At 71.8% G+C, this 21,596-nt stretch carries 24 protein-coding genes and 4 pseudogenes; 16 read left to right on the top strand and 12 right to left on the bottom strand.

Features of this window, described 5'->3' with window-relative positions; translation table 11 throughout:
• Positions 1 to 237: hypothetical protein (locus AB0A69_RS23955; protein ID WP_361425514.1), on the bottom strand; the 237-nt coding region annotated here is incomplete at its 3' end.
• 208 nt (positions 238 to 445) lie between these two features.
• On the opposite strand from AB0A69_RS23955, the gene AB0A69_RS23950 reads away from it, so the two are divergent.
• The 4 genes from AB0A69_RS23950 (at position 446) to AB0A69_RS23935 (ending at position 4,612) form a co-directional block, all read left to right on the top strand.
• Complete coding sequence (locus AB0A69_RS23950; protein WP_361425511.1) at positions 446 to 1,219, top strand: hypothetical protein; 774 nt, start codon at positions 446 to 448, stop codon at positions 1,217 to 1,219.
• A 31-nt stretch (positions 1,220 to 1,250) separates the two neighbouring features.
• Positions 1,251 to 1,754, top strand: a complete 504-nt coding sequence (locus tag AB0A69_RS23945) for a flavoprotein (RefSeq protein WP_361425508.1) — start codon at positions 1,251 to 1,253, stop codon at positions 1,752 to 1,754.
• A 76-nt stretch (positions 1,755 to 1,830) separates the two neighbouring features.
• Positions 1,831 to 3,954 carry a SpoIIE family protein phosphatase gene (locus AB0A69_RS23940; protein ID WP_361425505.1) on the top strand — a complete coding sequence of 708 codons (2,124 nt, stop codon included), beginning with the start codon at positions 1,831 to 1,833 and terminating at the stop codon, positions 3,952 to 3,954.
• Positions 3,955 to 3,988: 34 nt separating this feature from the next.
• On the top strand, positions 3,989 to 4,612 hold the full coding sequence (locus AB0A69_RS23935) for a DUF1326 domain-containing protein (RefSeq protein ID WP_361425502.1): 624 nt from the start codon (positions 3,989 to 3,991) through the stop codon (positions 4,610 to 4,612).
• 71 nt (positions 4,613 to 4,683) lie between these two features.
• Here AB0A69_RS23935 and AB0A69_RS23930 read toward each other — a convergent pair whose 3' ends face one another.
• The 4 genes from AB0A69_RS23930 to AB0A69_RS23915 form a co-directional block, all read right to left on the bottom strand.
• On the bottom strand, positions 4,684 to 6,639 hold the full coding sequence (locus AB0A69_RS23930) for a protein-arginine deiminase domain-containing protein (RefSeq protein WP_361425499.1): 1,956 nt from the start codon (positions 6,637 to 6,639) through the stop codon (positions 4,684 to 4,686).
• A gap of 230 nt (positions 6,640 to 6,869) precedes the next feature.
• Complete coding sequence (locus tag AB0A69_RS23925) at positions 6,870 to 7,520, bottom strand: NAD(P)-binding domain-containing protein (protein ID WP_361425497.1); 651 nt, start codon at positions 7,518 to 7,520, stop codon at positions 6,870 to 6,872.
• 70 nt (positions 7,521 to 7,590) lie between these two features.
• The gene (locus AB0A69_RS23920; protein WP_361425494.1) at positions 7,591 to 8,376 is read right to left on the bottom strand and encodes a DUF72 domain-containing protein; all 786 of its coding nucleotides are present in this window, start codon (positions 8,374 to 8,376) and stop codon (positions 7,591 to 7,593) included.
• Between the two features lie 42 nt (positions 8,377 to 8,418).
• Positions 8,419 to 8,844 carry an ATP-binding protein gene (locus tag AB0A69_RS23915; RefSeq protein WP_361425491.1) on the bottom strand — a complete coding sequence of 142 codons (426 nt, stop codon included), beginning with the start codon at positions 8,842 to 8,844 and terminating at the stop codon, positions 8,419 to 8,421.
• Between the two features lie 201 nt (positions 8,845 to 9,045).
• Here AB0A69_RS23915 and AB0A69_RS23910 point away from each other — a divergent pair, with 201 nt between their 5' ends.
• The 5 genes and pseudogenes from AB0A69_RS23910 to AB0A69_RS23890 all read left to right on the top strand — a co-directional run.
• Positions 9,046 to 9,897, top strand: coding sequence for a helix-turn-helix transcriptional regulator (locus tag AB0A69_RS23910; RefSeq protein WP_361425488.1), 852 nt, complete (start codon positions 9,046 to 9,048; stop codon positions 9,895 to 9,897).
• Positions 9,898 to 9,907: 10 nt separating this feature from the next.
• Positions 9,908 to 10,273 (top strand): DUF397 domain-containing protein, encoded by a 366-nt coding sequence (locus AB0A69_RS23905; RefSeq protein WP_361425485.1) that lies wholly within the window; start codon positions 9,908 to 9,910, stop codon positions 10,271 to 10,273.
• 662 nt (positions 10,274 to 10,935) lie between these two features.
• Positions 10,936 to 11,028 (top strand): annotated as a pseudogene (locus AB0A69_RS23900) (IS5/IS1182 family transposase); the annotation flags it as partial.
• 118 nt (positions 11,029 to 11,146) lie between these two features.
• Positions 11,147 to 11,746, top strand: coding sequence for a hypothetical protein (locus AB0A69_RS23895; RefSeq protein WP_361425482.1), 600 nt, complete (start codon positions 11,147 to 11,149; stop codon positions 11,744 to 11,746).
• A 184-nt stretch (positions 11,747 to 11,930) separates the two neighbouring features.
• Positions 11,931 to 12,182 (top strand): annotated as a pseudogene (locus tag AB0A69_RS23890) (transposase); the annotation flags it as partial.
• Positions 12,183 to 12,246: 64 nt separating this feature from the next.
• Here AB0A69_RS23890 and AB0A69_RS23885 read toward each other — a convergent pair.
• From AB0A69_RS23885 to AB0A69_RS23860, 6 genes and pseudogenes are all read right to left on the bottom strand, one after another.
• Positions 12,247 to 12,750, bottom strand: coding sequence for a hypothetical protein (locus AB0A69_RS23885; protein ID WP_361425479.1), 504 nt, complete (start codon positions 12,748 to 12,750; stop codon positions 12,247 to 12,249).
• Positions 12,751 to 12,991: 241 nt separating this feature from the next.
• Positions 12,992 to 13,279 (bottom strand): annotated as a pseudogene (locus AB0A69_RS23880) (transposase); the annotation flags it as partial.
• 75 nt (positions 13,280 to 13,354) lie between these two features.
• Complete coding sequence (locus AB0A69_RS23875; protein WP_361425476.1) at positions 13,355 to 13,639, bottom strand: sulfurtransferase TusA family protein; 285 nt, start codon at positions 13,637 to 13,639, stop codon at positions 13,355 to 13,357.
• Positions 13,636 to 14,301, bottom strand: coding sequence for a class I SAM-dependent methyltransferase (locus tag AB0A69_RS23870; protein WP_361425474.1), 666 nt, complete (start codon positions 14,299 to 14,301; stop codon positions 13,636 to 13,638). The genes AB0A69_RS23875 and AB0A69_RS23870 overlap by 4 nt, the downstream gene beginning before the upstream one ends.
• A 97-nt stretch (positions 14,302 to 14,398) precedes the next feature.
• The gene (locus AB0A69_RS23865; protein WP_361425471.1) at positions 14,399 to 14,965 is read right to left on the bottom strand and encodes a DinB family protein; all 567 of its coding nucleotides are present in this window, start codon (positions 14,963 to 14,965) and stop codon (positions 14,399 to 14,401) included.
• Positions 14,966 to 14,999: 34 nt separating this feature from the next.
• The gene (locus AB0A69_RS23860) at positions 15,000 to 15,428 is read right to left on the bottom strand and encodes a hypothetical protein (RefSeq protein ID WP_361425846.1); all 429 of its coding nucleotides are present in this window, start codon (positions 15,426 to 15,428) and stop codon (positions 15,000 to 15,002) included.
• A 236-nt stretch (positions 15,429 to 15,664) separates the two neighbouring features.
• Between AB0A69_RS23860 and AB0A69_RS23855 the strand changes: the two genes are divergently transcribed.
• The 3 genes and pseudogenes from AB0A69_RS23855 to AB0A69_RS23845 all read left to right on the top strand — a co-directional run bounded on the left by AB0A69_RS23855 (position 15,665) and on the right by AB0A69_RS23845 (position 18,668).
• Positions 15,665 to 16,948 carry an extracellular solute-binding protein gene (locus AB0A69_RS23855; protein ID WP_361425468.1) on the top strand — a complete coding sequence of 428 codons (1,284 nt, stop codon included), beginning with the start codon at positions 15,665 to 15,667 and terminating at the stop codon, positions 16,946 to 16,948.
• Positions 16,949 to 17,294: 346 nt separating this feature from the next.
• A pseudogene (locus AB0A69_RS23850) lies at positions 17,295 to 18,032 on the top strand (dienelactone hydrolase family protein); the annotation flags it as partial.
• 114 nt (positions 18,033 to 18,146) lie between these two features.
• The gene (locus AB0A69_RS23845; protein ID WP_361425819.1) at positions 18,147 to 18,668 is read left to right on the top strand and encodes a S1 RNA-binding domain-containing protein; all 522 of its coding nucleotides are present in this window, start codon (positions 18,147 to 18,149) and stop codon (positions 18,666 to 18,668) included.
• Here AB0A69_RS23845 and AB0A69_RS23840 read toward each other — a convergent pair.
• Positions 18,665 to 19,030, bottom strand: a complete 366-nt coding sequence (locus AB0A69_RS23840; protein ID WP_361425465.1) for a PH domain-containing protein — start codon at positions 19,028 to 19,030, stop codon at positions 18,665 to 18,667. The two genes, AB0A69_RS23845 and AB0A69_RS23840, sit on opposite strands and share 4 nt — an antisense overlap.
• A gap of 243 nt (positions 19,031 to 19,273) precedes the next feature.
• On the opposite strand from AB0A69_RS23840, the gene AB0A69_RS23835 reads away from it, so the two are divergent.
• From AB0A69_RS23835 to AB0A69_RS23820, 4 genes are all read left to right on the top strand, one after another.
• Entirely contained in the window at positions 19,274 to 19,720 is a 447-nt protein-coding gene (locus AB0A69_RS23835) for a MarR family transcriptional regulator (RefSeq protein ID WP_361425462.1), read from the top strand.
• Positions 19,707 to 20,210, top strand: coding sequence for an aspartate carbamoyltransferase (locus AB0A69_RS23830; RefSeq protein WP_361425459.1), 504 nt, complete (start codon positions 19,707 to 19,709; stop codon positions 20,208 to 20,210). The genes AB0A69_RS23835 and AB0A69_RS23830 overlap by 14 nt, the downstream gene beginning before the upstream one ends.
• An 8-nt stretch (positions 20,211 to 20,218) precedes the next feature.
• Positions 20,219 to 21,259, top strand: coding sequence for a saccharopine dehydrogenase NADP-binding domain-containing protein (locus AB0A69_RS23825; protein WP_361425456.1), 1,041 nt, complete (start codon positions 20,219 to 20,221; stop codon positions 21,257 to 21,259).
• Between the two features lie 70 nt (positions 21,260 to 21,329).
• Positions 21,330 to 21,527, top strand: coding sequence for a hypothetical protein (locus tag AB0A69_RS23820; RefSeq protein ID WP_361425453.1), 198 nt, complete (start codon positions 21,330 to 21,332; stop codon positions 21,525 to 21,527).
• The last annotated feature ends 69 nt before the right edge of the window (positions 21,528 to 21,596 follow it).

Genomic DNA, 21,596 nt, shown 5'->3' with positions numbered 1-21,596 from the left:
TACCCGCCCGGAGCGGCCGTACCGCCCGGAGCGGCCGTACCGCCCGGAGCGGCCGTACCGCCCGGAGCGGCCGTACCGCCCGGAGCGGCCGTACCGCCCGGAGCGGCCGTACCGCCAGGAACAGCGGTCCCGCCAGGCGTCACCCAGCAACAACAGCAACAACAGCAACAACAGCAACAACAGCAACAACAACTGGACCAGCAGCAGCAACAACAGCAGCAGAACCAACAGCGACAAGACCAGCAACAGCCCCCCGGGCAGCGGACGCAGCCGGACATCGATCGGGGGCTCATCGCTCGCGCCGGGGCGTTGCTGGCCGAGGACGAGGAGACGAGCCTCGCCGTGTTCCTGTTCCTGCTCTTCCTGCCCGTGGCGATCGTCGCCGTGATGGCGGGCCGGCGCCTGTGAGAGCGAGCGAGCAAGCCGAGGAAGCCGAGGAAGCCCTATGAACCATGTGGTGAGCACGCTGGCGATCGGCCTCTTCGGCGCACTCCTCGCCGCCGGCGGGGTCGTCCTCTGGCGCCACTACCGGCCGGTCGAGGACTGCGAGGCGGACGGCGGGGACGTCGTCGAGTACCTCTCGATGATGATCGCGCTCCTCTACGCGCTGCTGCTCGGCCTCGCCCTCGTCTCCGTATGGGAGCTGCGGGGCGACGCCGGTTCGAACACGTCCACCGAGGCGGGCGCGCTGCACCAGATGACGATGCTCGCGGACGGCATGCCCCCGGCGCAGCAGAAGCGGATCGAGATCATGGCCGAGCGGTACGCCGTCCACGTGGTCCAGCAGGAGTGGCCGCTGCTGGAGGCGCAGCAGCCGCTGGGCGAACAGGGCTGGGTGCTGCTGCAGCAGCTGCGCGCGGTGTCGGAGGCGCCGCCCGACGCGACCCCGGCGCAGGAGGTGACGGCCCTGGAGATGCTCGGGCAGCTCAGCGTGCTGGACGAGGCCCGGCGGGGCCGGGAGTCGGCCGCGGGCGACTCCCTGTCGCCGCTGCTGTGGGCGGGGCTGGCGGTCGGGGCGGTCCTCTCCTTCTGCATCGTGTTCTTCTACGGCGTGGGCCGTACCTGGAGCCATCTGGTGATGCTGATGGGCATGGTGGGGCTGACGGTCTTCCTCGCCGTGCTCATCCACCACCTCGCGACGCCGTTCGGGGAGGTGATGGGGGTGGCGCCGGACCCGTTCACGGAGTACTTCCCCCGGGCGGCCACGGCGGGTGCCTGACCGCCGCGCGGCACCCGGCACACTGACCCGCATGCGCGAGAAGCCCTTCCTCTACGTCGTCGTCTGCGCCGCCGGTATCGCCGGGGACGTCCGCAGGCTGATAGCGGCGGCCCAGCAGAGCGGCTGGGACGTCGGCGTCATCGCCACCCCGCACGCCGTGCCCTTCCTCGACGTACCGTCCGTGGAGGCGCAGACGGGCTACCCGATCCGGTCCGCCTGGCGCCGCCCCGGGGACCCGCGGCCGCTGCCGCCCGCCGATGCCATGGCCGTCGCCCCGGCCACGTTCAACACGATCAACAAGTGGGCGGCGGGCATCGCCGACACGCTCGCGCTCGGGACCCTCTGCGAGGCCTACGGCGCGGGCGTGCCCACCGCCGTCGTGCCGTGCGTGAGTGCCGAGCTGACCGCCCACCCGGCGTACCGGCAGAGCCTGGAACGGTTGCGCGGGATGGGCGTACGGATCGGGGAGGGCAGCGCCGCCGCCGGGGGCTTCCGGTGGGAGGAGGCCCTGGAGCTCCTCGCGCGACCGGCCTGACCCCGGTCCCCGCGCGCCCGCCGGGCGGCGGCGCACCGGCTGCGGGCCCCGCCGTTGTGGAGGGACGATGGGAGGCATGGGCGGTGCGGATGGGCTGCGGGCCGAGCGGGAAGCGGTCGACGGCGCGGAGGTGGGGCCTTCGCCGGTCGGCGGCCTGCTCGACGTGCTCGGCGTGGCGGCGATCGTCGTCGACGCGGACGGGCGCGTCGTCCTGTGGTCCCCGCAGGCGGAGGAGCTGGTCGGCTACAGCGCGCACGAGGCGCTGGGCAAGTACGCCGCGCGGCTGCTGGTCGCGGAGGAGCACTTCGGACTCGCGCTGCGGCTGTTCGAGCAGGTGATGACCACCGGCCAGAGCTGGGCGGGTGTCTTCCCCGTACGGCGCAAGGACGGCACCACGCGGCGGCTGGAGTTCCGCAACATGCGGCTCCTGGACGACCTCGGGGACTTCTACGCCCTCGGGCTCGCCACCGACCGGGAGAAGCTGCGCCAGGTGGAGCGGGACCTGGCGCTGTCGGTGCGGCTGGTGGACCAGTCGCCGATCGGGCTCGCGGTCCTCGGCCCCGACCTGCGGTATGTGGCGGTCAACGCCGCGCTGGAGCGGATCGACGGCCTGGGCGCCGAGGCGCACCTGGGCCGCACGGTCGGCGAGGTGCTGCCGTACCTCGACGCCGACCGGACCGAGGCGGCGATGCGGCGCGTCCTGGAGACCGGCGTACCGCTGCTGGACCGGCAGGTGGTGGGGCGGGCGCCGGCCGACCCGGACCACGACCACGCCTGGTCGGTGTCGATGTACCGGCTGGAGGACGTGGCGGGGCGGGCCATCGGGCTGGCGATCTCGGTCGTCGACGTGACGGACCGGTACCGGGCCACCGCCGAGGCGGAGCGGGCGCGGGACCGGCTGGCCGTGGTCGCGGACGCGTCCGTACGGATCGGCACCACGCTCGACCTGGAGCAGACCGCGCGCGAGCTGGCGGACGTCGCCGTGCCGGAGCTCGCGGACATCGCCGCCGTCGACGTCCTGGACAGGGTGCTGGAAGGCCGCCCGAGCCGGATGACGGCCCTGTCCGACGAGGAGGGCCCGGCGGTCTTCCGGGCGCTCGCGGTCTCGGCGGCGTACCGGACGCCCGCCGTGGAGGCGGCCGACCCGCCGGGCGAGCTGGCCCGCTACGGCGCCGACCGGCTCGTCACCCGCTGCGTACGCACCGCCCGCCCGGTCCGGGAGGCGCACCTCGACGAGCGGACGCTGTCCTGCGTGGCCCGCGACCGGCGGGCGGCGGACCTGCTGGCCGAGGCGGGCGTCCACTCGTACCTGGCGGTGCCGCTGATCGCGCGTGGCGAGGTGCTGGGCGCGCTCGACCTGAAACGGGCCCGCAACCCGGTGCCGTTCAGCGAGGACGACACGCTGCTCGCGTGCGAGCTGGCCGCCCGCGCGGCGGTGTGCATCGACAACGCCCGCCTGTACCGGCAGCAGCGGGAGACCGCGCTGACGCTCCAGCGCAGCATGCTGCCGGAGACGCCCCGCGACCTCGTCGGCCTGGAGGTCGCCTCCCGCTACCAGCCGGCCGGGGCGCGCAGCGAGGTCGGCGGCGACTGGTTCGACATCATCCCGCTCTCCGACGAGCGGACGGCCCTGGTGGTGGGCGACGTGATGGGCAGCGGCATCAACGCCGCGACCAGCATGGGCCGGCTGCGCACGGCGACGCAGACGCTGGCGCGCCTGGACCTGGAGCCGGCCGAGGTGCTGCGGCACCTGGACGAGATCACCGCCGGCATGGAGCCGTCCCTCGCGACCTGCGTGTACGCGGTGTACGACCCGCACCGGGCGGAGTGCCGCCTGTGCACGGCGGGCCACCTCCCGCCGGTGGTGGTGCGCGGCGGCCACACGCCGGTGCTGGTGGACCTGCCCACCGCGCCCCCGCTGGGTGTCGGCGGAATCCCGTTCCGCGAGGTCACGGTGGACCTGGAGCCCGGCGACCGGCTGGTCCTCTACACCGACGGCCTGATCGAGACGCGGGAGCACGACATCGACGTACGCCTGGACGCCCTGCTGGCGCTGCTGCGCACCCTGGGGGACCGGTCGCTGGAGGAGTCCTGCGACCGCCTGCTGACGGAGCTGCGCCACCCGGGGGACCACGACGACGTGGCGCTGCTGATGGCGTGCCCCTCCGGACGACTGCCCCGGAGGCGCGGCGAGGACTAGCCTGGAAGCAGGAACCCAGCCACCAGGAGCAGTCATGACCTGGAGCATTTCGGGCAACTACCTGGCTGGTTGCTCGTGCGCGATGCTGTGCGGTTGTCCCGTCGACGCTCCGCCGCGCGATCCGGAAGGGCGTGAGCGCTGCGTCGGCTGCGCCGTCTTCCACGTGGCCGACGGCCGTCTGGACGACGTGGACCTGTCCGGGGTGGACTTCGCCTTCTACAACGAGTTCCCCTCCCACCTGACCGCCGGCGACTGGAAGGTCGGCGTGGTGGTCGACTCGGGCGCGAGCGACGCGCAGGCCGACGCGCTCGACCGCATCCTGTCCGGCCGGGAAGGGGGCGCCTTCGGCGAGCTCGCGCAGTTCTACGGCGAGTACCTCGGCGTGGAACGGGCGGCCGTCTCCCTGTCGGACGGGGACACGCCCCGGCTGGAGGTCGAGGGCCGGACCCGCATCGCATTCGAACCCCTGCGGGGGCCCGACGGGACGCCCACGACGATGAAGAACGCGATGTTCGGATTCGCCCCCGAGTTCACCCTGGGCCGCACCACCGGCGAATCGGACGCCTTCGGGCTGTCCTTCCAGGCGTCGTACGGCGAGACGTCCGACTACGCCTTCGCCGGCGAGCAGCCCGAGGGCGCGCCCACCGGCCGCGCCTAGCCGTAGCCGGACCCACTGGAGAAACACGGGAGGAGGCCGTCGGGCCTCCCCCCGCGTTCACGCCCGTCCGGCTACGGCTTCCACCACGCCCCGGAGGCGTCGCGCAGCGTGTTGGTGCCGCAGTGCACCTCGCCCATGCCGAGGTGGTAGGTGTCCCAGTCGTTGATGTACGACACCTTCAGCCCGGCGCGGGTGTACGCGTCGGTGACGGCGGCCGTGAAGACGTCCTTGCCGCCGATGACCGGGCCCCACTGCTTCGGGGCCAGGTACCGGTCACGCCCGAGCAGGACGCCGTTGACGGCGCCCGGGACGTACGCGCTGGTCATGACGGTCTCGGGGCCGGCGGGGCCCGCGGCGCGCTCCCCTTCGCGGGGGATGCGCTTCTGCTGGCCGTACTCGTCGACCGCGTCGGGCACCTCGCCCGCGCCCAGGCGCTTCAGCCGCGGCACGCGCTCCCCGCGCTCGCCCTCCTCCGTCGCCTCCGCCTCCGTGCCGCGCGTGTAGAGCGCGGGGACGCGGACGACCTCCGCGTCGGTGACGCCGGTCTCGCGCTTGAGCGTCTCCAGGTTCGCCGCGATGCGCTGCGCGGCCATCGTGTTGTCGGCCACCAGGTACTTGGAGGCCAGCGCCTGCGCGATGGTCTCCTTCGGCGCGGGCAGGTCCGGGGTCCCCGGCACCGAGAACATCCGGGTCTTGCCGTGCCCGGCGTCCAGCGCGTCGCGCAGCAGCTTCAGCCCCGCCTCGGGGTCCGCGACGGCGATGGTCCAGCCGCGCGCGGTGCCCGGCGCCGGGAGGAACTGCACGAACTCGTCGACGTGCCCCACGTGCAGCCACGACGTGTCCAGCAGCAGCGGGTCCTGGAAGCCCTGCGACGCCAGCAGCGTGCGCATCGCGACGGCCGGCTTGGAGCCGGTGTCCTTGCGCTCGCCCATGATGATGCGCCCGGCCGGGAAGGAGCGCCCGCCGTGCGCGTACGGCGGGATGGTCTCCAGGTTGCCCATGGAGTTGAGGGTCCACTCCTCCTCGTCGCGGACCCCCGAGACCTGGACGACGCCGACGCCCCTGCCCCGCAGCTTCTCGAACAGCTCCCGCCCGGACTCGCGGTCCGGCTGGGCCGAGCGCAGCATCACGCGGATCACCTGGCGCCCCCCGCCGGGCGCGGTCATGCTGACGTATCCGGGCTCGACGAAGTCCTGGGCCCAGATGTCCTGGTACTTGTCGAAGGTGACGACCGGCGCGGCGATCCCCGCCGCCTTCGCCTCCTTCGCCAGCCCCGCCACGAAGGTCTGCTGGCTGCGCGCGAACGGGTCGTCGCCGGGGACCTTGGTGACCAGCATCTGCTGGGCGTTCTGGAGGTGGTGGTGGGTGAGCAGCGGCGCCACCCGCAGCGTGATGTCGTCCGAGGTGCTCTTCCCGCCGGCGGTGACGGTGAGGCGCAGGACGGCACGGCCGCCCCAGCGGGTGGTGTCGCGGATCACGTCGGTGGCCTCGACGCCGAACTCCACGCCGGCGCGCAGCTCGGGGGCGGTCAGCCGGGTCGTGGGCGTCACGCGCACCCAGGTGCCGGCGCGGTTGACGAACACGCGGGTGTTCTTGGCGCCGTTGACGACGCCGAGGGTGCCGGTCGCGCCGTTCGGCACGTCCTTCATCGGCACGGACCGTACGCGCGCCAGGTCGGCGGCGTCGGCGGAACCGTTCACGACGGTGTCGGCGGCGTCGTTGCAGGCGGCGAGCCGGGCGTCGGACAGCGGTTTGCCGCCGGCCCCTCTGGTCGGGCAGCGCTTGGTGTCGTCGTCGATGTTCGGCAGGACGACCGCGCCCCGGGCGGCGCTCCAGGTGTCCTCCCCGGCGCTGTCGCTCGCCCCGGCGACGTCCACCCGGCCGTCCCGGTTCACGTCCGCCCGCAGGTCGGCCTGGGGCGGAGCCGGCGCCGCGAACACGGGCGCGGCGAGGGCGACGGGCGCCAGTACGGCGCCGATGACGGATATGGCGAGGCTCGCGCGTCTCGCGTGGCTCGTACGCACCATGCGTCCTTCCATGGGGGATGGCTTGTCGAGTCGGAAGAGGGCGCGCGGGCGCGGCACGTTGCCTGGGATCTCCGGGTCTGGCCGGTTCCCGACCGGAGGATGACCAGGGAGCGGCCGAGGATCCGCCTCGGGCATGACGACGGATCCCGGCGCACTGGTCTAGCCGCGTTTCCCGAGGTGCGTTGGTCCCAGGCGCGCCGGTCCGGGCGCGCCGGCCTAGGCGCGCTGGTCTAGGACTTGGCGGGCAGCACCACCTTCATGCCGAAGCCGTACGACTTCAGGGCGCCCGCGAGCGGGATGAACAGCATGCTGTAGTGCTCCTGGCCCCGGGCGGTCTCAATGCCGCCCAGGTCGAGCAGCGCCTCCGAGGGCCAGCCCAGGTCGTGCAGCAGTCCGCTCACCGTGTGCTTGGCGTCGGCGTCGTCACCGGAGAGCAAGACGGTGCTCGGGCCCTCCAGGGAGTCGGGCGCGACCATGACCGTCGCGTCGACCGTGCACAGCGTCTTGACGACCCTGGCCTCCGGGAAGGTCCGCTGGATCTCCTCCCCGAGGCTCTCCACGGGGTGGGAGAGGGTGTTGTCCTCCCGGAACCCGACCGCCACGTCCAGCACCACCTTCCCCGCGAGGGCCGGGGCCCCGACCGTCTCCAGCAGCGCTACGGACGCCGTGCCCGGTGTCGCGTTGACCACCACGTCGGCGGCCGCGACCGCCCCGGCGGGGTCCAGGACCCCGACCTCTCCGTTGACCGCGGTCGCGAGGTCCCGGCGCAGCTCCGCGTCGTCCGCCCGTCGCGAACCGAAGACGACGTCGTGGCCCGCCGCCGCCCACGCGGCCGCAAGTTCCTTGCCTACATTGCCCGTTCCGAGGATTCCTATTCGCATGGCCCGACGTTATGGCGGCCCGGTGCGCCGTGGCCTCGGCCTGAGGACCGGTCCCGTCGGGCCATCGGCCCTACGCCGAAGGGTCCGCCGGCAGCGCCGGGGGCGTACGACTGACCGTGCGCCCCAGCGCGGCGGCCGCCCGCGCGAACTTGGCCGCGTCGATGACGGCCGCGCCTCCGGGGTCGTTGTTGAAGTACACGTACACGTCCTCCGCGTCCGTCCAGGCGTCCGCGATGCGCCGCGCCCACGAGGCGAGCGCCTGGCGCCCGTAGCGCGGCGGCGGATCGGCGAGGCCGGCGTGGAAGCGTACGTACCCCCAGGGCGCCGTCCGCCACAGCGGCGTCACGGGCCTGGAGTAGCGGTCCGCCCAGCAGAGCGCGGCGCCGTACCGCTCCAGCACCTCCCGCAGCGCGCGCTCGTCCCGCCACCACGACTCGTGGCGCAGCTCGACGGCCACCCGTACGCCGCCGGGGAAGCGGCGCAGGCACGCGTCGAGCAGCTCCACGTCCGCCTGGAGGTTCGGCGGCAGCTGCACCAGCACGGGCCCCATCCGCTCCCCGAGCCCCGCCGCCCGCCCGAGGAGCCGCGCCACCGGCTCCTCGGGCTCCCGCAGCCGCTTGATGTGGGTGAGGTACCGGCTGGCCTTGACCGCCATGACGAACCCCTCCGGCGTCCGCTCCCGCCAGGAGGCGAAGACCTCGGTGCTGGGCAGCCGGTAGAAGGCGTTGTTGTTCTCGACGGTGGCGAAGTGGCGCGCGTACTCCTCCAGCCACAGCCGCTGCGGCAGCTTGGCGGGGTAGAGCACGCCGCGCCAGTCCTTGTACTGCCACCCCGAGGTTCCGACGAGCAGGGCCATGCCCCCATCCCTGCCCGCCCGGGCCCGGTCCCTATCGGGTCCCTATCGCCCGCACTCCACCCAGAGCAGCTTCCCGGGCCTCCCGTGCAGCCCGCCCTGCAGCTCGTAGGCCCCCCAGTTGTCGGCACAGCTCTGCACGAGGTGCAGCCCGCGCCCGCGCTCGTCGTCCTCGCCGGGGCTGGATACGACCCCTCTGAAGGGCGCCGGGATGTGCGGATTGGCGTCCCACACGCTGAGCCGGAGCCGTACGGGTTCTTCGAGCGCGCGGAGGCGGAGGGTGTAGGGCTCGGCGGAGTACCGGTGCGCGTTGGTGACGAGCTCACTGGCGAGCAGCTCGGCGGTGTCGAGGAGCCCGGCCATGCCGTGGGCGGCGAGGACGGTACGGAGGGTGTGGCGTGCCACGCGCGGGGCGCGGGGATCGTGCGGGAGGTGGAGGGTGTAGGCCCAGGACGGCGATACGGTGGCCATGGAAGTCTCCGATCACGGAGGTGAGTTGGTTGGTGCCTGGTGGCTCTGTCGCCCCGTCGGGCGGTGCGCTTCCAGGTGGTAGGCCCACGGCAGACACTAGGACCTCTGCAAGGATTCTTTAAGCTGAATCCAAAGAATCCGTGCGTAGTTCAGTCGTGTGAGTGACCTTCCAACGAGCCCGTTGAACCGAGGAGTTGCGAGATGGCGAGCAGGCCCGCTCCCTCAGCCCGCCGCATGCGCCTGGGTGCCGAGTTGCGAAAGCTGCGGGAACGCGCCGGCATGACCTCCACCGAGGCGGCGCGCCTGGTCGGTACCAGCCCGGGGCAGCTGAGCAACATCGAGACCGCTCGCTTCGGCGCCAGCCCCGATCGGGTGCGAGCCATAGCGCGCATCTACGACTGCGCGGACCAGGCGTTCATCGACGCGCTCGCCGACATGGCCGCCGACCGGAAACGCGGCTGGTGGGAGGAGTACAGGGAAACGCTGCCCGTGGGCATGCTCGATCTCGCGGAGCTGGAACACCACGCGCGCGCCCTGCGCACCGCGTACACCGCCCACATCCCCGGCCTGCTCCAAATCGCCGACCACGCACGCGAGATCTTCCGCCAAGTGGTTCCCGAACTGTCCCCGCCGGAAGTCGAGCACCGGGTCTCACACCGCATCAAGCGCCAGGACGTCATCTACCGTGCCGACCCCGTCCCCTACGCGGCGGTCATCCACGAAGCTGCCCTCCGCATGCAGTTCGGCGGCCCTGCGACGGCTCGCCGCCAGCTGGAGCACCTGCTCGTCATGAGCGAGCGCCGACACATCACGCTCCGGGTGATCCCCTTCGTCGCCGGCGCCTTCCCCGGCTCGGGCCAGTCCCTCGCCTACGCCACCGGCCCCGTGCCACAACTCGACACCGTGCACCTCGACCAGTCGCACGGCCCCGTCCTGCTCGACGCGGAAGCCCAGCTCCAGAAGTACCGCACCCTCCTCGACCGCATGGAGGCCGTCGCGCTCGATGAGCGAGCCTCCCGCGATGCCATCCACGAGATCGCCAAGCACCTGTGAAAGGACCGGCATGAACGCCGTGAGCACCTGGCAGAAGTCGTCGTACTGCGGTGAGGGCGACGCCTGCATACACGTCGCCTCGACGGCGCAAGGCGCCATCGCCCTCAGGGAAAGCGCGGACCCGAGCGGGTCCATACTCACGACCACGGGCGGCGACTTCCGCATGCTCCTCCAGGCCCTGAGGGCAGGGAGCGACTCCGTACCGGGGTTCGAGTTGTCGTACGGCCCCGGGGACGAGGTCCGCCTGCGCGCGGCGGGCGGTGGCGCGGTCGTGACGACGAGCCGGGCGCGGTGGGACGCCTTCGTGAAGGGCGCGGTAGCGGGGGAGTTCGACCACCTCGTGGAGGAACGGAGCGCGAGCGTGCGCGTGAGGTGAGGGCGCGGCCGCCCTCCTTTCCCGAGAGTCGCGGCCTCCGGCGCCCTGTCAAGGGCGCTACGCGTCAGCTGCGCCGATGGGCTTCGCCCATCCTTGACAGGCTGCCTCCACCCGCGAGCCTTCTCTCGGGAGGGCGGCCCGGGGTGAGGGCCTCCGGGACCGGTGCGCGTGTGGCGCGGGCGCGCTGCCGGGCGGCGGGTCGGTGGGTGGAAGTGTGCGGCAGTGGAATGGGGCAGCGGCGGTCGGCTCAGCGGCTGCGGACGGCCTGTTGGCCGGGGCCCACCAGTCCTGCGCCTTGTCCAGCGTCACGTACGCGGCCTCGCGGAACTGGCGCGAAGCTCGGCCCGGGACCGGCAAGCACGAATCGGACCGTACGCCGGGGAAGTCGCCGCATTGCTACGACCTGCACCAACATGCAGGAAGGACACTTCCGCGGCTACCTTCATGGCTACCTTAGGGGACGTGCCCGTCCGGATTCCCCGGACGGGCACGTCGTCGTTCCGGAGGTCAGACGGTCCGCTCGATGCGTTCCAAGATGTCCGCGTCCGTCTCCCGCTGCCAGGCCGGCAGCTCGGCCCAGTCGTCGACGTATCCAGGCTTCGATTCTCGAAGTGCCTGAACATCTGGGCGGTCCAGCAGATCGCGACGAAGCGCCCCTTCTGCGCCGGTGGCTCCGCCGGCGGGGGATACGCCACCGCATCGCCCGCAAGGGCGTCGAGTCCTCGCAGCGGCTGGGCCGACATCGGTGGGTGGTCCCTCATCGGCTACCGCCGACTGATCCGGTGAGCCAGTCGGTCAGGAGCGACCGGCGGCCAGCACTGGTGGTGTCAGTGGCAGCTCGTAGGGTGCGCTGGGATTCGACGAGGAGGTTCGATGGGCTTTTCCGGTCATCTGGTCTTTGCGCGTAGCGAGCGCCCGCTGCTGGAAGCACCCCTGTTCGGCAGTACCGGTCCAGGGCTGAGGGACGACGTGCACGAGTGGCAGCCGCGACCGGACGGCTGGCAGACCCTGCAGTTGGAGCAGGGCGTCTGGGAGGACGATTACCTGTTCGCCTTGGTGGAATGGACTGGCGCGCCGGCCTGCGTCGCTGATGTCTCCGACAGCAGTGTCGCCCTCGTGACCGGCCTGGACATCAATGGGCGCCGCTGGCAGGCATGGCTCAATCTGGACAACGCCGCGGCCCTCCTCGTCGAGGAACCGGAGGACGTGGACGACGTGAGCCTGTGGATAGCCACCCCGGAGTTCGAAGAGGTCATCGGACACAAGCGTGCAGAGCTCGATGCGGAGGTGCCGGCCGACGCCGAAGGCGCCCTCATATGGGCGTCAGCAGCTGGTGTCCAAGCCGCGGCGGCGCAGCAGCCTCGAATCGAGGAACTGCTGCGCGCACAGGAGACCTTCGTGGAGGAGCTGTTCGACGCGCTGCTGGACGAGCTGGGCTTCCGTGAAGCTGTCCACTCCACACCGCAGCCATAAGAAACGACGTCTTAGTGAGCGTTTGGTTAGGTTTGCGGGTGTTCTGGGATAGTTCTAGAGCGTCAAGAATGGGCGTCAGTCTGGCGACTTGCCGAGAAAGCGGCTTATGCGGCAATGGCAAGACTGACAATGCGCCGGGTTTCTCACAAGAGCTCCCGTCTCATTTATGAACAAGACCAAAGCCGTGGAACAGGCCGCCCGCCTCGGCGTCGACCTCGAAATCGTCCAGCGCAACCCCACAACCCGCGGCTTCCACGTCCAGTCCCGCCGCTGGGTCATCGAACGCACCCTCGGCTGGCTCATGCACCACCGCCGCCTGGCCCGCGACTACGAAACCCACCCCCACCGATCAGCCGCCGTGATCCAGCTCGCCACCATCAACCTCATGACCCGCCGCCTCACCCACGAAGCCACACCCAACTGGCGCGACAACTGAACCAAATGAAACAGACAGCCGAGAACCAAACGCTCACTAAGTCAGTGATGGCATGACCAAGAGTTCAACGCACGTCAGTCGGATTGTTGGGTGAGGTTTTCTTGGCCGCGCAATGGGCACTGCAACTGGCGCCGACCGCGAGGGCCGCCAGGATCAGAACGGGCCACAGTCCTCCACCTTCCCTCACTGAAGCGGCCTCCGTAAGTCCCAATGGTTCGAGGATGTCAGTGACCGTTTCCAAGTCCTTGGCGGTGACCTGACGTTGACCCATGATGCTCATCGCGCGCCGGATCCCTTCGGGGTCACGCTGTACAGCGCTAGCCAGGATTTTGGCGTCGCGGGCGACGGTAGAGAAGTCCATTGCCTTGGGGTCGACGCCCTGAAAGTCGCATAGCATCACGCTAGGGTCGAAAGTTGTCCTCTGCTTGAGGGGGTGATCGTTTGGTGCATGCGAATTCATAAACGGCATCTTCAGGAATCCCTGCACGCGAGGGTCGAGCTGCGGAAACGCCGTCGGAACGGCAACAAAGGTGCCGCTAGCAGCGTAGGTGAGTCGTGATTTGCTCATTTGATCTCCAGGTTGGTGTGAGGACTGCGTACACACCACATGCCACCTAAGTCCGGAGGCTGAAGTGTCCGCGTCCGGAAATTCACCCGTATGCGTCAGACTGGTATACGAGTCTCACAGGGCCTGTTCCGGGTGGCCATACAATGATGCGGAAGCGTCGCCCGGCCAGCCGAACCATCGCCGCCGGACTGGCGTCCGCGGGGCTCTTCCAAGACAGCAGATGCGGCCAGAGCGGCATGCATCTCACGGATGTTCTCTTGATCTGTGGATAGGGCATCGTGCGCTCGATCATCCAGCGATGCCGGCCCAGCCTCGTGGAGGATTCGACGCCTCTGCGGGCGATGCGGTGGCGGATGCCGCGCGAGCGGAGCCAACGGCGCAGGTGGTCGTAGTCGTAGCCCTTGTCCGCGTGGAGCTTGGCGGGCCGTCGCCGGCGCGGGCCGCGTCGGGACCGGATCGGAGGGATGCCGCGCACCAGCGGCTCAAGCGCCTGGCTGTCGTGGAAGTTCGCGCCGGAGATCCCGACGGCCTTCCGAGACCTACAGCGTTCTAGATCATCATGTACGAGCCGCCAACCGGCCTCGACTGGCATTCCGTGAGAGCTCTACGGCCCAGCCGGGCGCCACGGTGCGTCCACCCGGGTGGGACGCGCGTCGGCGGACAACTCGAGGGCGTACACGGGTTGGTCGGTGCCGGGGACGGGGCCGACGTAGGTGTGGCCCGTCATGTGGCACCAAGCGGGGAGGTCCAGCGGGGCGGCCGGGTCGGTGGCGATGACGTGGACGACCGTGCCCGGCTCGGCGCCCTGGATGTGCTTGCGCAGGCGCAGCAGGAGGGTGACGCAGAGCAGTCCGGTGCCGTCGACCGTGAGTACGGGGGGCGTGGTCATCGGGGCAGGCTCTGCGTGACGCGCCACAGGCGGCGGGGCAGGGCGCCCTCCTCGAAGGCGTGGACCTCGTCCAGGGTCCAGCCGTCGGCGAGGGAGTCGACCAGGCCGCGCGGGAAGAAGTGGACGGCGAAGCCGCCGTGCTCGTACACGTCGTCGCCGTGGGCGGTACCGGCGCCGTAGTGCGCGTCGCCGGTGTGCCGCACGGTGTAGACGAAGACCCCGCCGGGACGCAGGACGCGGCGGACCTCGCGGACCACGGCGTGGATCTCGCGTGTGGACAGGGCCATGCACAGCAGCATGTGCGCGAAGACCGCGTCCACGGAGGCGTCCGGCAGGGGCAGCGGGTCGCGGACGTCGTGCGCGGCGGTGGTGACCAGACCGTCCACACCCTGGGCGCGGGCGGCCTCGCGCAGCTGGTCGAGGCCGGTGGCGGAGAAGTCGGTGGCCTGGACGGTGAAGCCCTCGCGCGCGAAATACAGGGCATCGCGCCCGTGCCCGGCGCCGAGCTCCAGCACGTCCCTCGCCCCGGCCGCGCGGAACACGCCGGCCGCGTGGACGGCCGCTGTCGACGGCTGCTCCCCGTACATGCCGGGGTGCGCGGCGTACGTGCTCTGCCAGTGCCGCCGCTGCGCCTCCGCGAGTTCCCGCTCGCCGTCCACCATGATGCTCCACTCGCCTTCCCTCGCTGCTGCCGGACCGGCTGGTCAGCTTAGAGGCGTCGCAAGCGCGTCCGGTGGCGGTGATGCGCCCGGGGCCCGGTCACTGGCCCACCCTCCCGTCGACGCACTCGCGCAGCAGGTCCGCGTGCCCGCAGTGGCGGGCGTACTCCTCGATCCGGTGGACCATCAGCTCGCGGATGCTGATGCCGTCCCTCCCCACGCGTTCGCCCAGGTCCGGGTACCCGGCCAGGGCGGCGTCCGTCGCGGCCTGTTCGCGCTCCAGGTCGGCGTACGCGGCGTCGACCACGGCCTGGTCGGCGACGGCTCCGTCGAAGTCCGCGTCGCGAGCGCCGTACAGCTTCGGGAGCGGGTCGGCTTCGCTGATCCAGTCGCGCCAGTCGCGTTCCACCTCGGCGAGGTGCCGGACCAGGCCGAGCAGGGACATCGTCGACGGCGGGACCGACCGGCGGGCCAGCTGCTCGGGGGTGAGGCCCTCGCACTTCATCCGCAGGGTGAGGCGGTAGTTGGTGAGGAAGTCCAGCAGGGTCGCCAGCTCGCCCTCCGGGGTGACCTCGTGCTCGCGGGGGTCGTCCCCGGGGTCGGCCCACATGTCGGGGTAGACGGTCGCCTGGGTCCAGCGTGCGGGTCGGTCGCTCATACGTCGCATGGTCGTCCGCGAGGGCGCCCCCGCGCCACCGGGTTTACTGGATGCTCCAGCGGTGCGGATGCTCCGGATCGACGGGGCAGGCGAAGACGTTGAGCTCACCGTGGCGGCCCACGATGACCTCGGTGGGAGCGGCACGCGGGCGGGTGGGCCGGTCCCGCTCCTCCAGCAGCTTTCGCTCCTCGTCCGTGGGGCCGGGGTCCTGCTCGCGGGCCCACGCGGCGGACAGGACCTCGCGGTAGTGGTGGACGTCCGCCGGCCGGCGCCCCTGGGCGCGGCCGTGGGCCTCGCCGCACACCGGCCACGGCTCGTCCGCCGGCCACAGCATGGGGCCGCCCACGGAGCTGGCCGACACCTCCGGCACGCCCCGGCGCGGATGGAGTCGCGTCGTGGTTCCCCGGAAGGCGGCCAGCTCTGGGAAGAGCGCCTCGACGTCGAGCGGGCGCGGTGGCGTAGTCCTCGTCATGAACACGAACCTAAAACGGTGCCTGGTGATGCCCTCGTCAATGCTCCGTACGGGCGCCGCATTGGACACCGCGGAAGGGTCTACGCGCGTCGTCGTCGGCGTCGGCATATCGGAAAACACCAGCCGCAACAGCCGCAGTTGGAGCAATGGCCACAACCGCCGAGTAGGGGGCGCAATACGTCCGGAGCCGGGGGAGAATTCCGGCCGCACCGTCCAAAAAGCAAGAGGAAATATTCGTGCGACCAAGATTCTTCGGCGCGTCCGCCTCCGTGGCCGCACTCGGACTGCTGGGCTCCCTCGTCACCGGCTGCGGCTCGTCCGGGAGCGGCGGCGACAAGACGACGCTGCGCCTGGTGGCCGCCGAGTACGGCACCAGCCCGGCGACCAGCTCCAAGGCGTACTGGGACAAACTGGCCGCCGCCTTCACCGCCGCCCACCCCGGCAAGAAGGTCGAGGTGACGCTCTACCCGTGGGCCGACGTCGACCGCGAGGTCACCCGCATGGTGAAGGAGGGCAACGCCCCGGACGTGGCGCTGATGGGCGCGTACTCCGACTTCGCCGCGGAGGGCCGGCTCTACGCCGCCAGTGAGCTGCTGTCGGTCAGGGCGGAGTCGAACTTCCTGCCGCCGCTCGCGGAGGCGGGTTCGTTCCACAACACCCTCTACGGCCTGCCCTTCGTGGCCAGCAGCCGGCTGCTCTTCTACAACGAGGAGCTGTTCGAGAAGGCCGGGGCGGAGCCGCCGAAGAAGTGGTCGGACCTGAAGGAAGCGGCCGAGGCGCTGAAGGACGAGGGCGTGTCCTACCCGTACGCGCTGCCGCTCGGGCCCGAGGAAGCGCACGCCGAAGCCCTGATCTGGGAACTGAGCAACGGTGGCGGGTACGCCGACGACGGCGGCGGCTACAGCATCGCGTCCGAGGAGAACACGCAGACGTTCCGCTGGATCAAGGACAACCTGGTCGCGCCCGGCCTGACCGGCCCCGTCCCGCCGGCCGAGCTCAACCGGCAGGAGGCCTTCGCGGCCTTCCTGCGCGGCGAGGTCGGCATGCTGAACGGCTACCCCTCGCTCCTCCACGAGGCGAAGGCGAAGGGCATCAAGGTCGGCACCCTGAGCATGCCGGTGTCGGACACGCTGGGCGAGGGGCGGGTCCCGCCGTCGGTGGGCGTCGCCGACTGGATGATGGCCTTCAAGCACGAGGACAACCGCGAACTGGCGGGCGACTTCCTGGAGTTCGTCTACCAGGACAAGAACCTCAACGAGTTCGCCGGGCGCTACCACCTGCTGCCCTCGACGGTGAGCGCGACGCAGACCAACAAGGACGCGGCGGCGGACGCCAGCGGCGAGCAGTTCCTGGCAGCGCTGCGCGGTGCCCGGCTCTACCCGGTCAACGAGCCGTCCTGGCTGCAGGTCAGCAACATCATCAAGCGGAACATCGGCAAGGCCGTCGCGCCGAACGCCGACCCGAAGCTCGTGCTGGAGGAGATCGCCCAGCAGGCTCGCGAGGTGGCGAAGCAGAAGTAGGGCTCGTAGCAAGGCCAGTTGGCCTCGTACCAGGGCCAGTAGGGCTCGTACCAGGGCCGCCCTCGGGAACCTCCCGGGGATCGTCCTCCCTCCAAGGCCGTACGGCGTCGACCGGATGCCCGGCCACCCGTCGCCCGCCATGTGCCCACAAGGCGCCCGCGGCGACGGCCGCACCTTCCGTGCGGTCCGTCGGCAGGCTAGGGTCTGCCGTCATGAATACCGGGACGGCCTCGCGCCACTCACGGATCGGTGACCCGGTGCTCTCCTGAGCGCCGCACGGGCTCCGCCCTCGTCGTGTTGATCACTGGTTTCCACATTCCACAGGTCAACCACGACAGGAGAGCTCTTGCCCACCACGACACTGCTGGTTCCCACCGCGGACGGCCAAGCCGACGCGTTCGCCGCCTTCCCCGAGGGTGGCGGGCGGCACCCGGGGGTGCTGCTGTACTCGGACGCCTTCGGCCTGCGCCCCGCGCTGGAGGACCGCGCCCGCGAGCTCGCCGGGCACGGCTACTACGTGCTCGTCCCGAACCTCTACTACCGGCACGGCCCGGCACCGGTGACCGAACTGCCCGCGCACATCGGGGAAGCGGTCCGGCCCGAGATCATCGGGCGGCTGATGCCCTTGGTGGAGCGGCACACCACCGCACGCGTCCTGCGCGACGCCGACGCCTACCTCGGGTTCCTCGCGGCTCGGCCCGAAGTCGCCACCGGACCCGTCGGCGTGATCGGGTACTGCGTCGGCGCCGCCCTGGCGATGCGGACCGCGGCCGCCCGCCCCGACCGGGTGGCCGCCGTCGCCGGGTTCCACCCGGGCTTCCTGGTGACCGACGCCCCCGACAGCCCGCACCGCCTGGTCTCCGGGCTCACGGCCCAGGTCCACCTCGGCCTCGCCGAGGGCGACTTGTCGCCCTCGGCCATCGGCGAGCTCGACCGGGCCCTGGAGGGCGCCGGTGTCGCGTACACGACCGAGGTCTACCCCGGCACGGTGCACGGCTTCACCATGCCCGACACCGACGCCTTCGACGCCTCCGCGTTACGGCGCCACTGGGACCGCCTGCTCCCCCTCCTGGAGCGCGCCCTGCCCCACGACCGCGGGGGCGTCGCCGGCGCGGACGGAGGGGCGGAGGGAGGCCTGGGCGGACGGCCCGAACATCCGGAGACCCGGCGGTTCCTCGCCTCACTGCGACCTGGCCAGGTGCTGTCCGGCACGGTCGCGGCGATCGAACGGTTCGGCGTGTTCGTGGCACTGGACGAGGGACCCGCGCACCCGGTCTTTCCGGGCGTCGGCTTCATCTCGGTTCCCGAGTTGTCCTGGCAGAGGTTCGACGCGCCTTCGGACGTCGTTCGGGTCGGGCAGCGGGTGTCCTGTGAGTTCCTGCAGTTCGACACGTGGAACCTGGAGGCCCGGCTGTCGTTGCGGGCGATGCGACCGGACCCCTTCCAGGCGTTCGCCGACCGCGTCCCGGTGGGCCGGGAGCTGCGTGGACGGGTGACCGAACTCGTCCCGTTCGGCGCCTTCGTCGAGCTCGCCGACGGCGTCGAAGGTTTGGTCCACGTACGTGAGCTGGCCGGGCCGTCGGTGGAGGACCCGGCCGAGGCCGTCCGGGTGGGCGACGAGGTCACGGTGGTCGTCACCGAGATCGACCGGGAGCGGCGCAGGCTGGGGCTCTCCCAGCGGCGGGCCGCCGGGGGTGCACCTGCGCCGCGGACGGTCTAGCGGGCCACGAACTGCGTCAGGATGGCCTGGACCTCGTAGATGTCGACGCCCTTGGTGAAGGTCTTCTGGATCGGCGTCTGGCTGCCCGAGAGCCAGAGCTTGAGCTCCGCGTCGAGGTCGAAGGTGCCGGCGGTCTCGACCGCGAAGTGGGTGATGCTGCGGTACGGGATCGAGTGGTACTCCACCTTCTTGCCCGTGATGCCCTGCTTGTCGACGAGGATCAGGCGCCGGTCCGTGAAGAGGATCGTGTCGCGGATCAGCAGGTACGCGGCGTGGACCTGCTCGCCGTTGCCGAGGAGGCGGGCGTAGTCCTGCTGCGCCGTCGCCGGGTCGATGGTGTGGGCGTTTCCGAACAGCGCCATGGCAGGCCCCCAGGTGGTGATGTCGCGTGATCGTCGCACTGTATACCCGGCGCGGCGCTCACAGCAGGGTGCCGAGCGGGGCGATGAAGGGCGGTACGGACCGGCCGGGCGTCCCGCGCCACAGGTGCGGGGCAAAGGCCGGCAGGACCAGTCCGGCGGCGGTCAGGAAGGCGCGCGCGTCCGATGGTGCGGGAACCGGCGAAGTAGTTGCAGAGTGGGACTGGATAGTCCTAAGTTGCAACCATGTCCGGTTCCTCCGACGGCGCTTCCGCGGAAGCGTTCTCCGATGCCCTCGTCGACTTCGTACGGGCCTTCGGCCTGCTCGACCCCGCTCGCACGCCGTGCGGTGCGCCCATGTCGACCGCCGAGGCGTACGCGCTCACCGTGCTGCGCCAAGGGCGGGTGCCGCAGCGCGTGCTGGGGGAGCGGCTGAGCCTGACCAAGTCCACCACCAGCCGGCTCGTGGACCAGCTCGTGGCGCGGGGGTGGGCCGACCGGGTGCCGGACCCCGGGGACGGACGGGCGCAGCTCGTCGGTCTGACCGAGGACGGCGTACGGGTCGCCGCCGACGTGGCGCGGCGGCGCGCCGAGCGGCTGGGCCGGCTGCTCGACCGGGTGCCCAAGGCGCAGCGGCCCGGCGTGATCCGGGCGCTGCGCCTGCTGGAGGAGGCCTCTCATGAGGAGAAGTAACAGGAGGCGGGGCGTGGTCCTCGCCGCCGTCGCGGTCGTGCTGGCCGGTGGCGCCGGGTGTCAGGCCGCGGCCGAGCCGTCCGCGCAGGACCGGCAGCGGCAGGTCGCCCGCAACGGCGCCTCCGTCATGCCCTTCGACCTCGAACGGACCACGCACCACTTCCGGTCGTCCCCCGACGGACTGCTGCAGGAGGTGCGCAGCGACGTCCCCGGGGACGCCGAGCAGGTACGGCTCATCCGCGAGCACCTGGCGCACGAGGCAGAGCGGTTCCGGCGGGGGGACTTCGGCGATCCCGCCCGCATCCACGGCACGGCCATGCCGGGGCTCGAGGAGCTCGCCGCGGGCGCCGAGCGCATCGAGATCGGCTACGCCGACCGCCGCGACGGCGCGTCCCTGCGGTTCCGGACCGCCGACCCCGCCCTCGTCGACGCCCTGCACCGCTGGGCAGCGGCCCAGACCTCCGACCACGGCGACCACGCGGAGCACTGAGCCGAGCCATGAGGACACTCGTCATCGGGGGGTACGGCGCCGTCGGCACGGCCGTGACCTCCGCGCTCACGCGGTGGTTTCCCGGGCGTGTGGTCCCCGCCGGGCGGGACGCGGCCCGTGCCCGGCGGCTCGGCGGCGTACGGGTCGATGTGACCGCGCCGCCCGGGGTGTTCGTGCGGGAGGTGCTGGAGCCGCTCGGCGACATCGGCGTGGTGGTGTTCTGCGTCGAGCCGCCGGACGCCGGTATCGCCCGGGCCTGCCTGGAGCGCGGCGTCCACGTCGTCGACGTCGGCGCGAGCCGCCGCCTCCTCGACGCGGTCGCCGCGCTGGACGCCCCGGCGCGGGAGGCGGGCGCCACCGGCGTGCTCAGCGTGGGGGTCGCTCCCGGGCTGACGAACCTGCTGGCCCGCCGCGCGCACGAGGCCGTCGGCGGGGCCGAACGCCTCGACCTGACCCTCCTCTTCGGCGCCGGCGAGCACCACGGTGTCGACGCCCTGCGCTGGACCCTCGCGGGGCTCGCCGAGCCCGCCGTCCCGGGGGCGCGCCCCGCGCGCGTCACGCTGCCCGGGTACGGGGCCGCCAGGACCGCGCACCCCTTCCCGTTCTCGGACCAGTTCACGCTGGTCCGCACCCTCGGCGTCCCGTCGGTCACCACCCGCCTGTGCCTGGACTCGCGGGCGTTGACCGCCGCGCTGTTCGCCCTGCGCCGTACGGGGGCGGTACGGGCGGTGGCGCGACGCCCGGGTGCGCTGGGTGCGCTGGCCGCCGCCCTGCACCGCGTACGGCTGGGCGGCGGGCAGGGCTTCGCGGTACGGGTCGACGCGCGCGGGCACGGGCCGCACGGGCGGCAGGCGACCTACGCCCTCACCGGGCGGGAACAGAGCGGCGTCACCGGCCTGGTCGCCGCCCATGTGGCGCGCGGGCTGCTCACCGGCGGGGTGCCCGCGCCCGGCGTGCACCACATCGAGCAGCTGCCCGCCTTCGCCGGGCTTCCCGAGGCCGTGGCGGCCGACGCAGGCGACCTTGGGGTGAAACTTCACCACCTGTGATGATCATGACGATTTGATTGCGGTGGTGGGGATGTGCGTACTTCGCGTCGCCGGAGGTCGTTTCCCGGGTGTGAGCGGTATCGAGATGCGGGAGGGTGGCGGCGCGCCCGTCGCCCGTGCGCTCCTGAGTACGTACGCGCGCAGGCTGCCCAAGCCGTCGTTCCGGCTTTCCGGACCGTCGCTCCCCGCCGTCTGGCGGACGGTGATACTCGTGCTGGCCGTCGTCACCATCCTGTGGGGAGCGCTGATGGCCGTCGCGGCCGGGTGAAGCCCGATTGTGGGGTCGGCGGCCCCGGCGTTTGATGGGGGGAGGCATCGACCGTCCGCCCCGCCGAGA

The sequence above is a fragment of the Streptomyces sp. NPDC045431 genome, assembly GCF_040646655.1.
In the GTDB taxonomy this organism is placed as follows: Bacteria; Actinomycetota; Actinomycetes; order Streptomycetales; family Streptomycetaceae; genus Streptomyces.
The sequence above is the reverse complement of the archived record's forward strand: the minus strand, read 5'-3'. Positions and strand labels throughout refer to the sequence as shown.

What these genes read in the sequence shown, in the direction of transcription:
- AB0A69_RS23870 (WP_361425474.1), bottom strand. Translation starts at nt 14,301, where the DNA reads ATGGTGGACGGCGAGCGGGAACTCGCGGAGGCGCAGCGGCGGCACTGG.
- AB0A69_RS23930 (WP_361425499.1), bottom strand. Translation starts at nt 6,639, where the DNA reads ATGGTGCGTACGAGCCACGCGAGACGCGCGAGCCTCGCCATATCCGTC.
- AB0A69_RS23915 (WP_361425491.1), bottom strand. Translation starts at nt 8,844, where the DNA reads ATGGCCACCGTATCGCCGTCCTGGGCCTACACCCTCCACCTCCCGCAC.
- AB0A69_RS23885 (WP_361425479.1), bottom strand. Translation starts at nt 12,750, where the DNA reads ATGAGCAAATCACGACTCACCTACGCTGCTAGCGGCACCTTTGTTGCC.
- AB0A69_RS23945 (WP_361425508.1), top strand. Translation starts at nt 1,251, where the DNA reads ATGCGCGAGAAGCCCTTCCTCTACGTCGTCGTCTGCGCCGCCGGTATC.
- AB0A69_RS23905 (WP_361425485.1), top strand. Translation starts at nt 9,908, where the DNA reads ATGAACGCCGTGAGCACCTGGCAGAAGTCGTCGTACTGCGGTGAGGGC.
- AB0A69_RS23865 (WP_361425471.1), bottom strand. Translation starts at nt 14,965, where the DNA reads ATGCGACGTATGAGCGACCGACCCGCACGCTGGACCCAGGCGACCGTC.
- AB0A69_RS23925 (WP_361425497.1), bottom strand. Translation starts at nt 7,520, where the DNA reads ATGCGAATAGGAATCCTCGGAACGGGCAATGTAGGCAAGGAACTTGCG.
- AB0A69_RS23895 (WP_361425482.1), top strand. Translation starts at nt 11,147, where the DNA reads ATGGGCTTTTCCGGTCATCTGGTCTTTGCGCGTAGCGAGCGCCCGCTG.
- AB0A69_RS23940 (WP_361425505.1), top strand. Translation starts at nt 1,831, where the DNA reads ATGGGCGGTGCGGATGGGCTGCGGGCCGAGCGGGAAGCGGTCGACGGC.
- AB0A69_RS23950 (WP_361425511.1), top strand. Translation starts at nt 446, where the DNA reads ATGAACCATGTGGTGAGCACGCTGGCGATCGGCCTCTTCGGCGCACTC.
- AB0A69_RS23835 (WP_361425462.1), top strand. Translation starts at nt 19,274, where the DNA reads ATGTCCGGTTCCTCCGACGGCGCTTCCGCGGAAGCGTTCTCCGATGCC.
- AB0A69_RS23910 (WP_361425488.1), top strand. Translation starts at nt 9,046, where the DNA reads ATGGCGAGCAGGCCCGCTCCCTCAGCCCGCCGCATGCGCCTGGGTGCC.
- AB0A69_RS23935 (WP_361425502.1), top strand. Translation starts at nt 3,989, where the DNA reads ATGACCTGGAGCATTTCGGGCAACTACCTGGCTGGTTGCTCGTGCGCG.
- AB0A69_RS23875 (WP_361425476.1), bottom strand. Translation starts at nt 13,639, where the DNA reads ATGACCACGCCCCCCGTACTCACGGTCGACGGCACCGGACTGCTCTGC.
- AB0A69_RS23830 (WP_361425459.1), top strand. Translation starts at nt 19,707, where the DNA reads ATGAGGAGAAGTAACAGGAGGCGGGGCGTGGTCCTCGCCGCCGTCGCG.
- AB0A69_RS23825 (WP_361425456.1), top strand. Translation starts at nt 20,219, where the DNA reads ATGAGGACACTCGTCATCGGGGGGTACGGCGCCGTCGGCACGGCCGTG.
- AB0A69_RS23860 (WP_361425846.1), bottom strand. Translation starts at nt 15,428, where the DNA reads ATGACGAGGACTACGCCACCGCGCCCGCTCGACGTCGAGGCGCTCTTC.
- AB0A69_RS23920 (WP_361425494.1), bottom strand. Translation starts at nt 8,376, where the DNA reads ATGGCCCTGCTCGTCGGAACCTCGGGGTGGCAGTACAAGGACTGGCGC.
- AB0A69_RS23840 (WP_361425465.1), bottom strand. Translation starts at nt 19,030, where the DNA reads ATGGCGCTGTTCGGAAACGCCCACACCATCGACCCGGCGACGGCGCAG.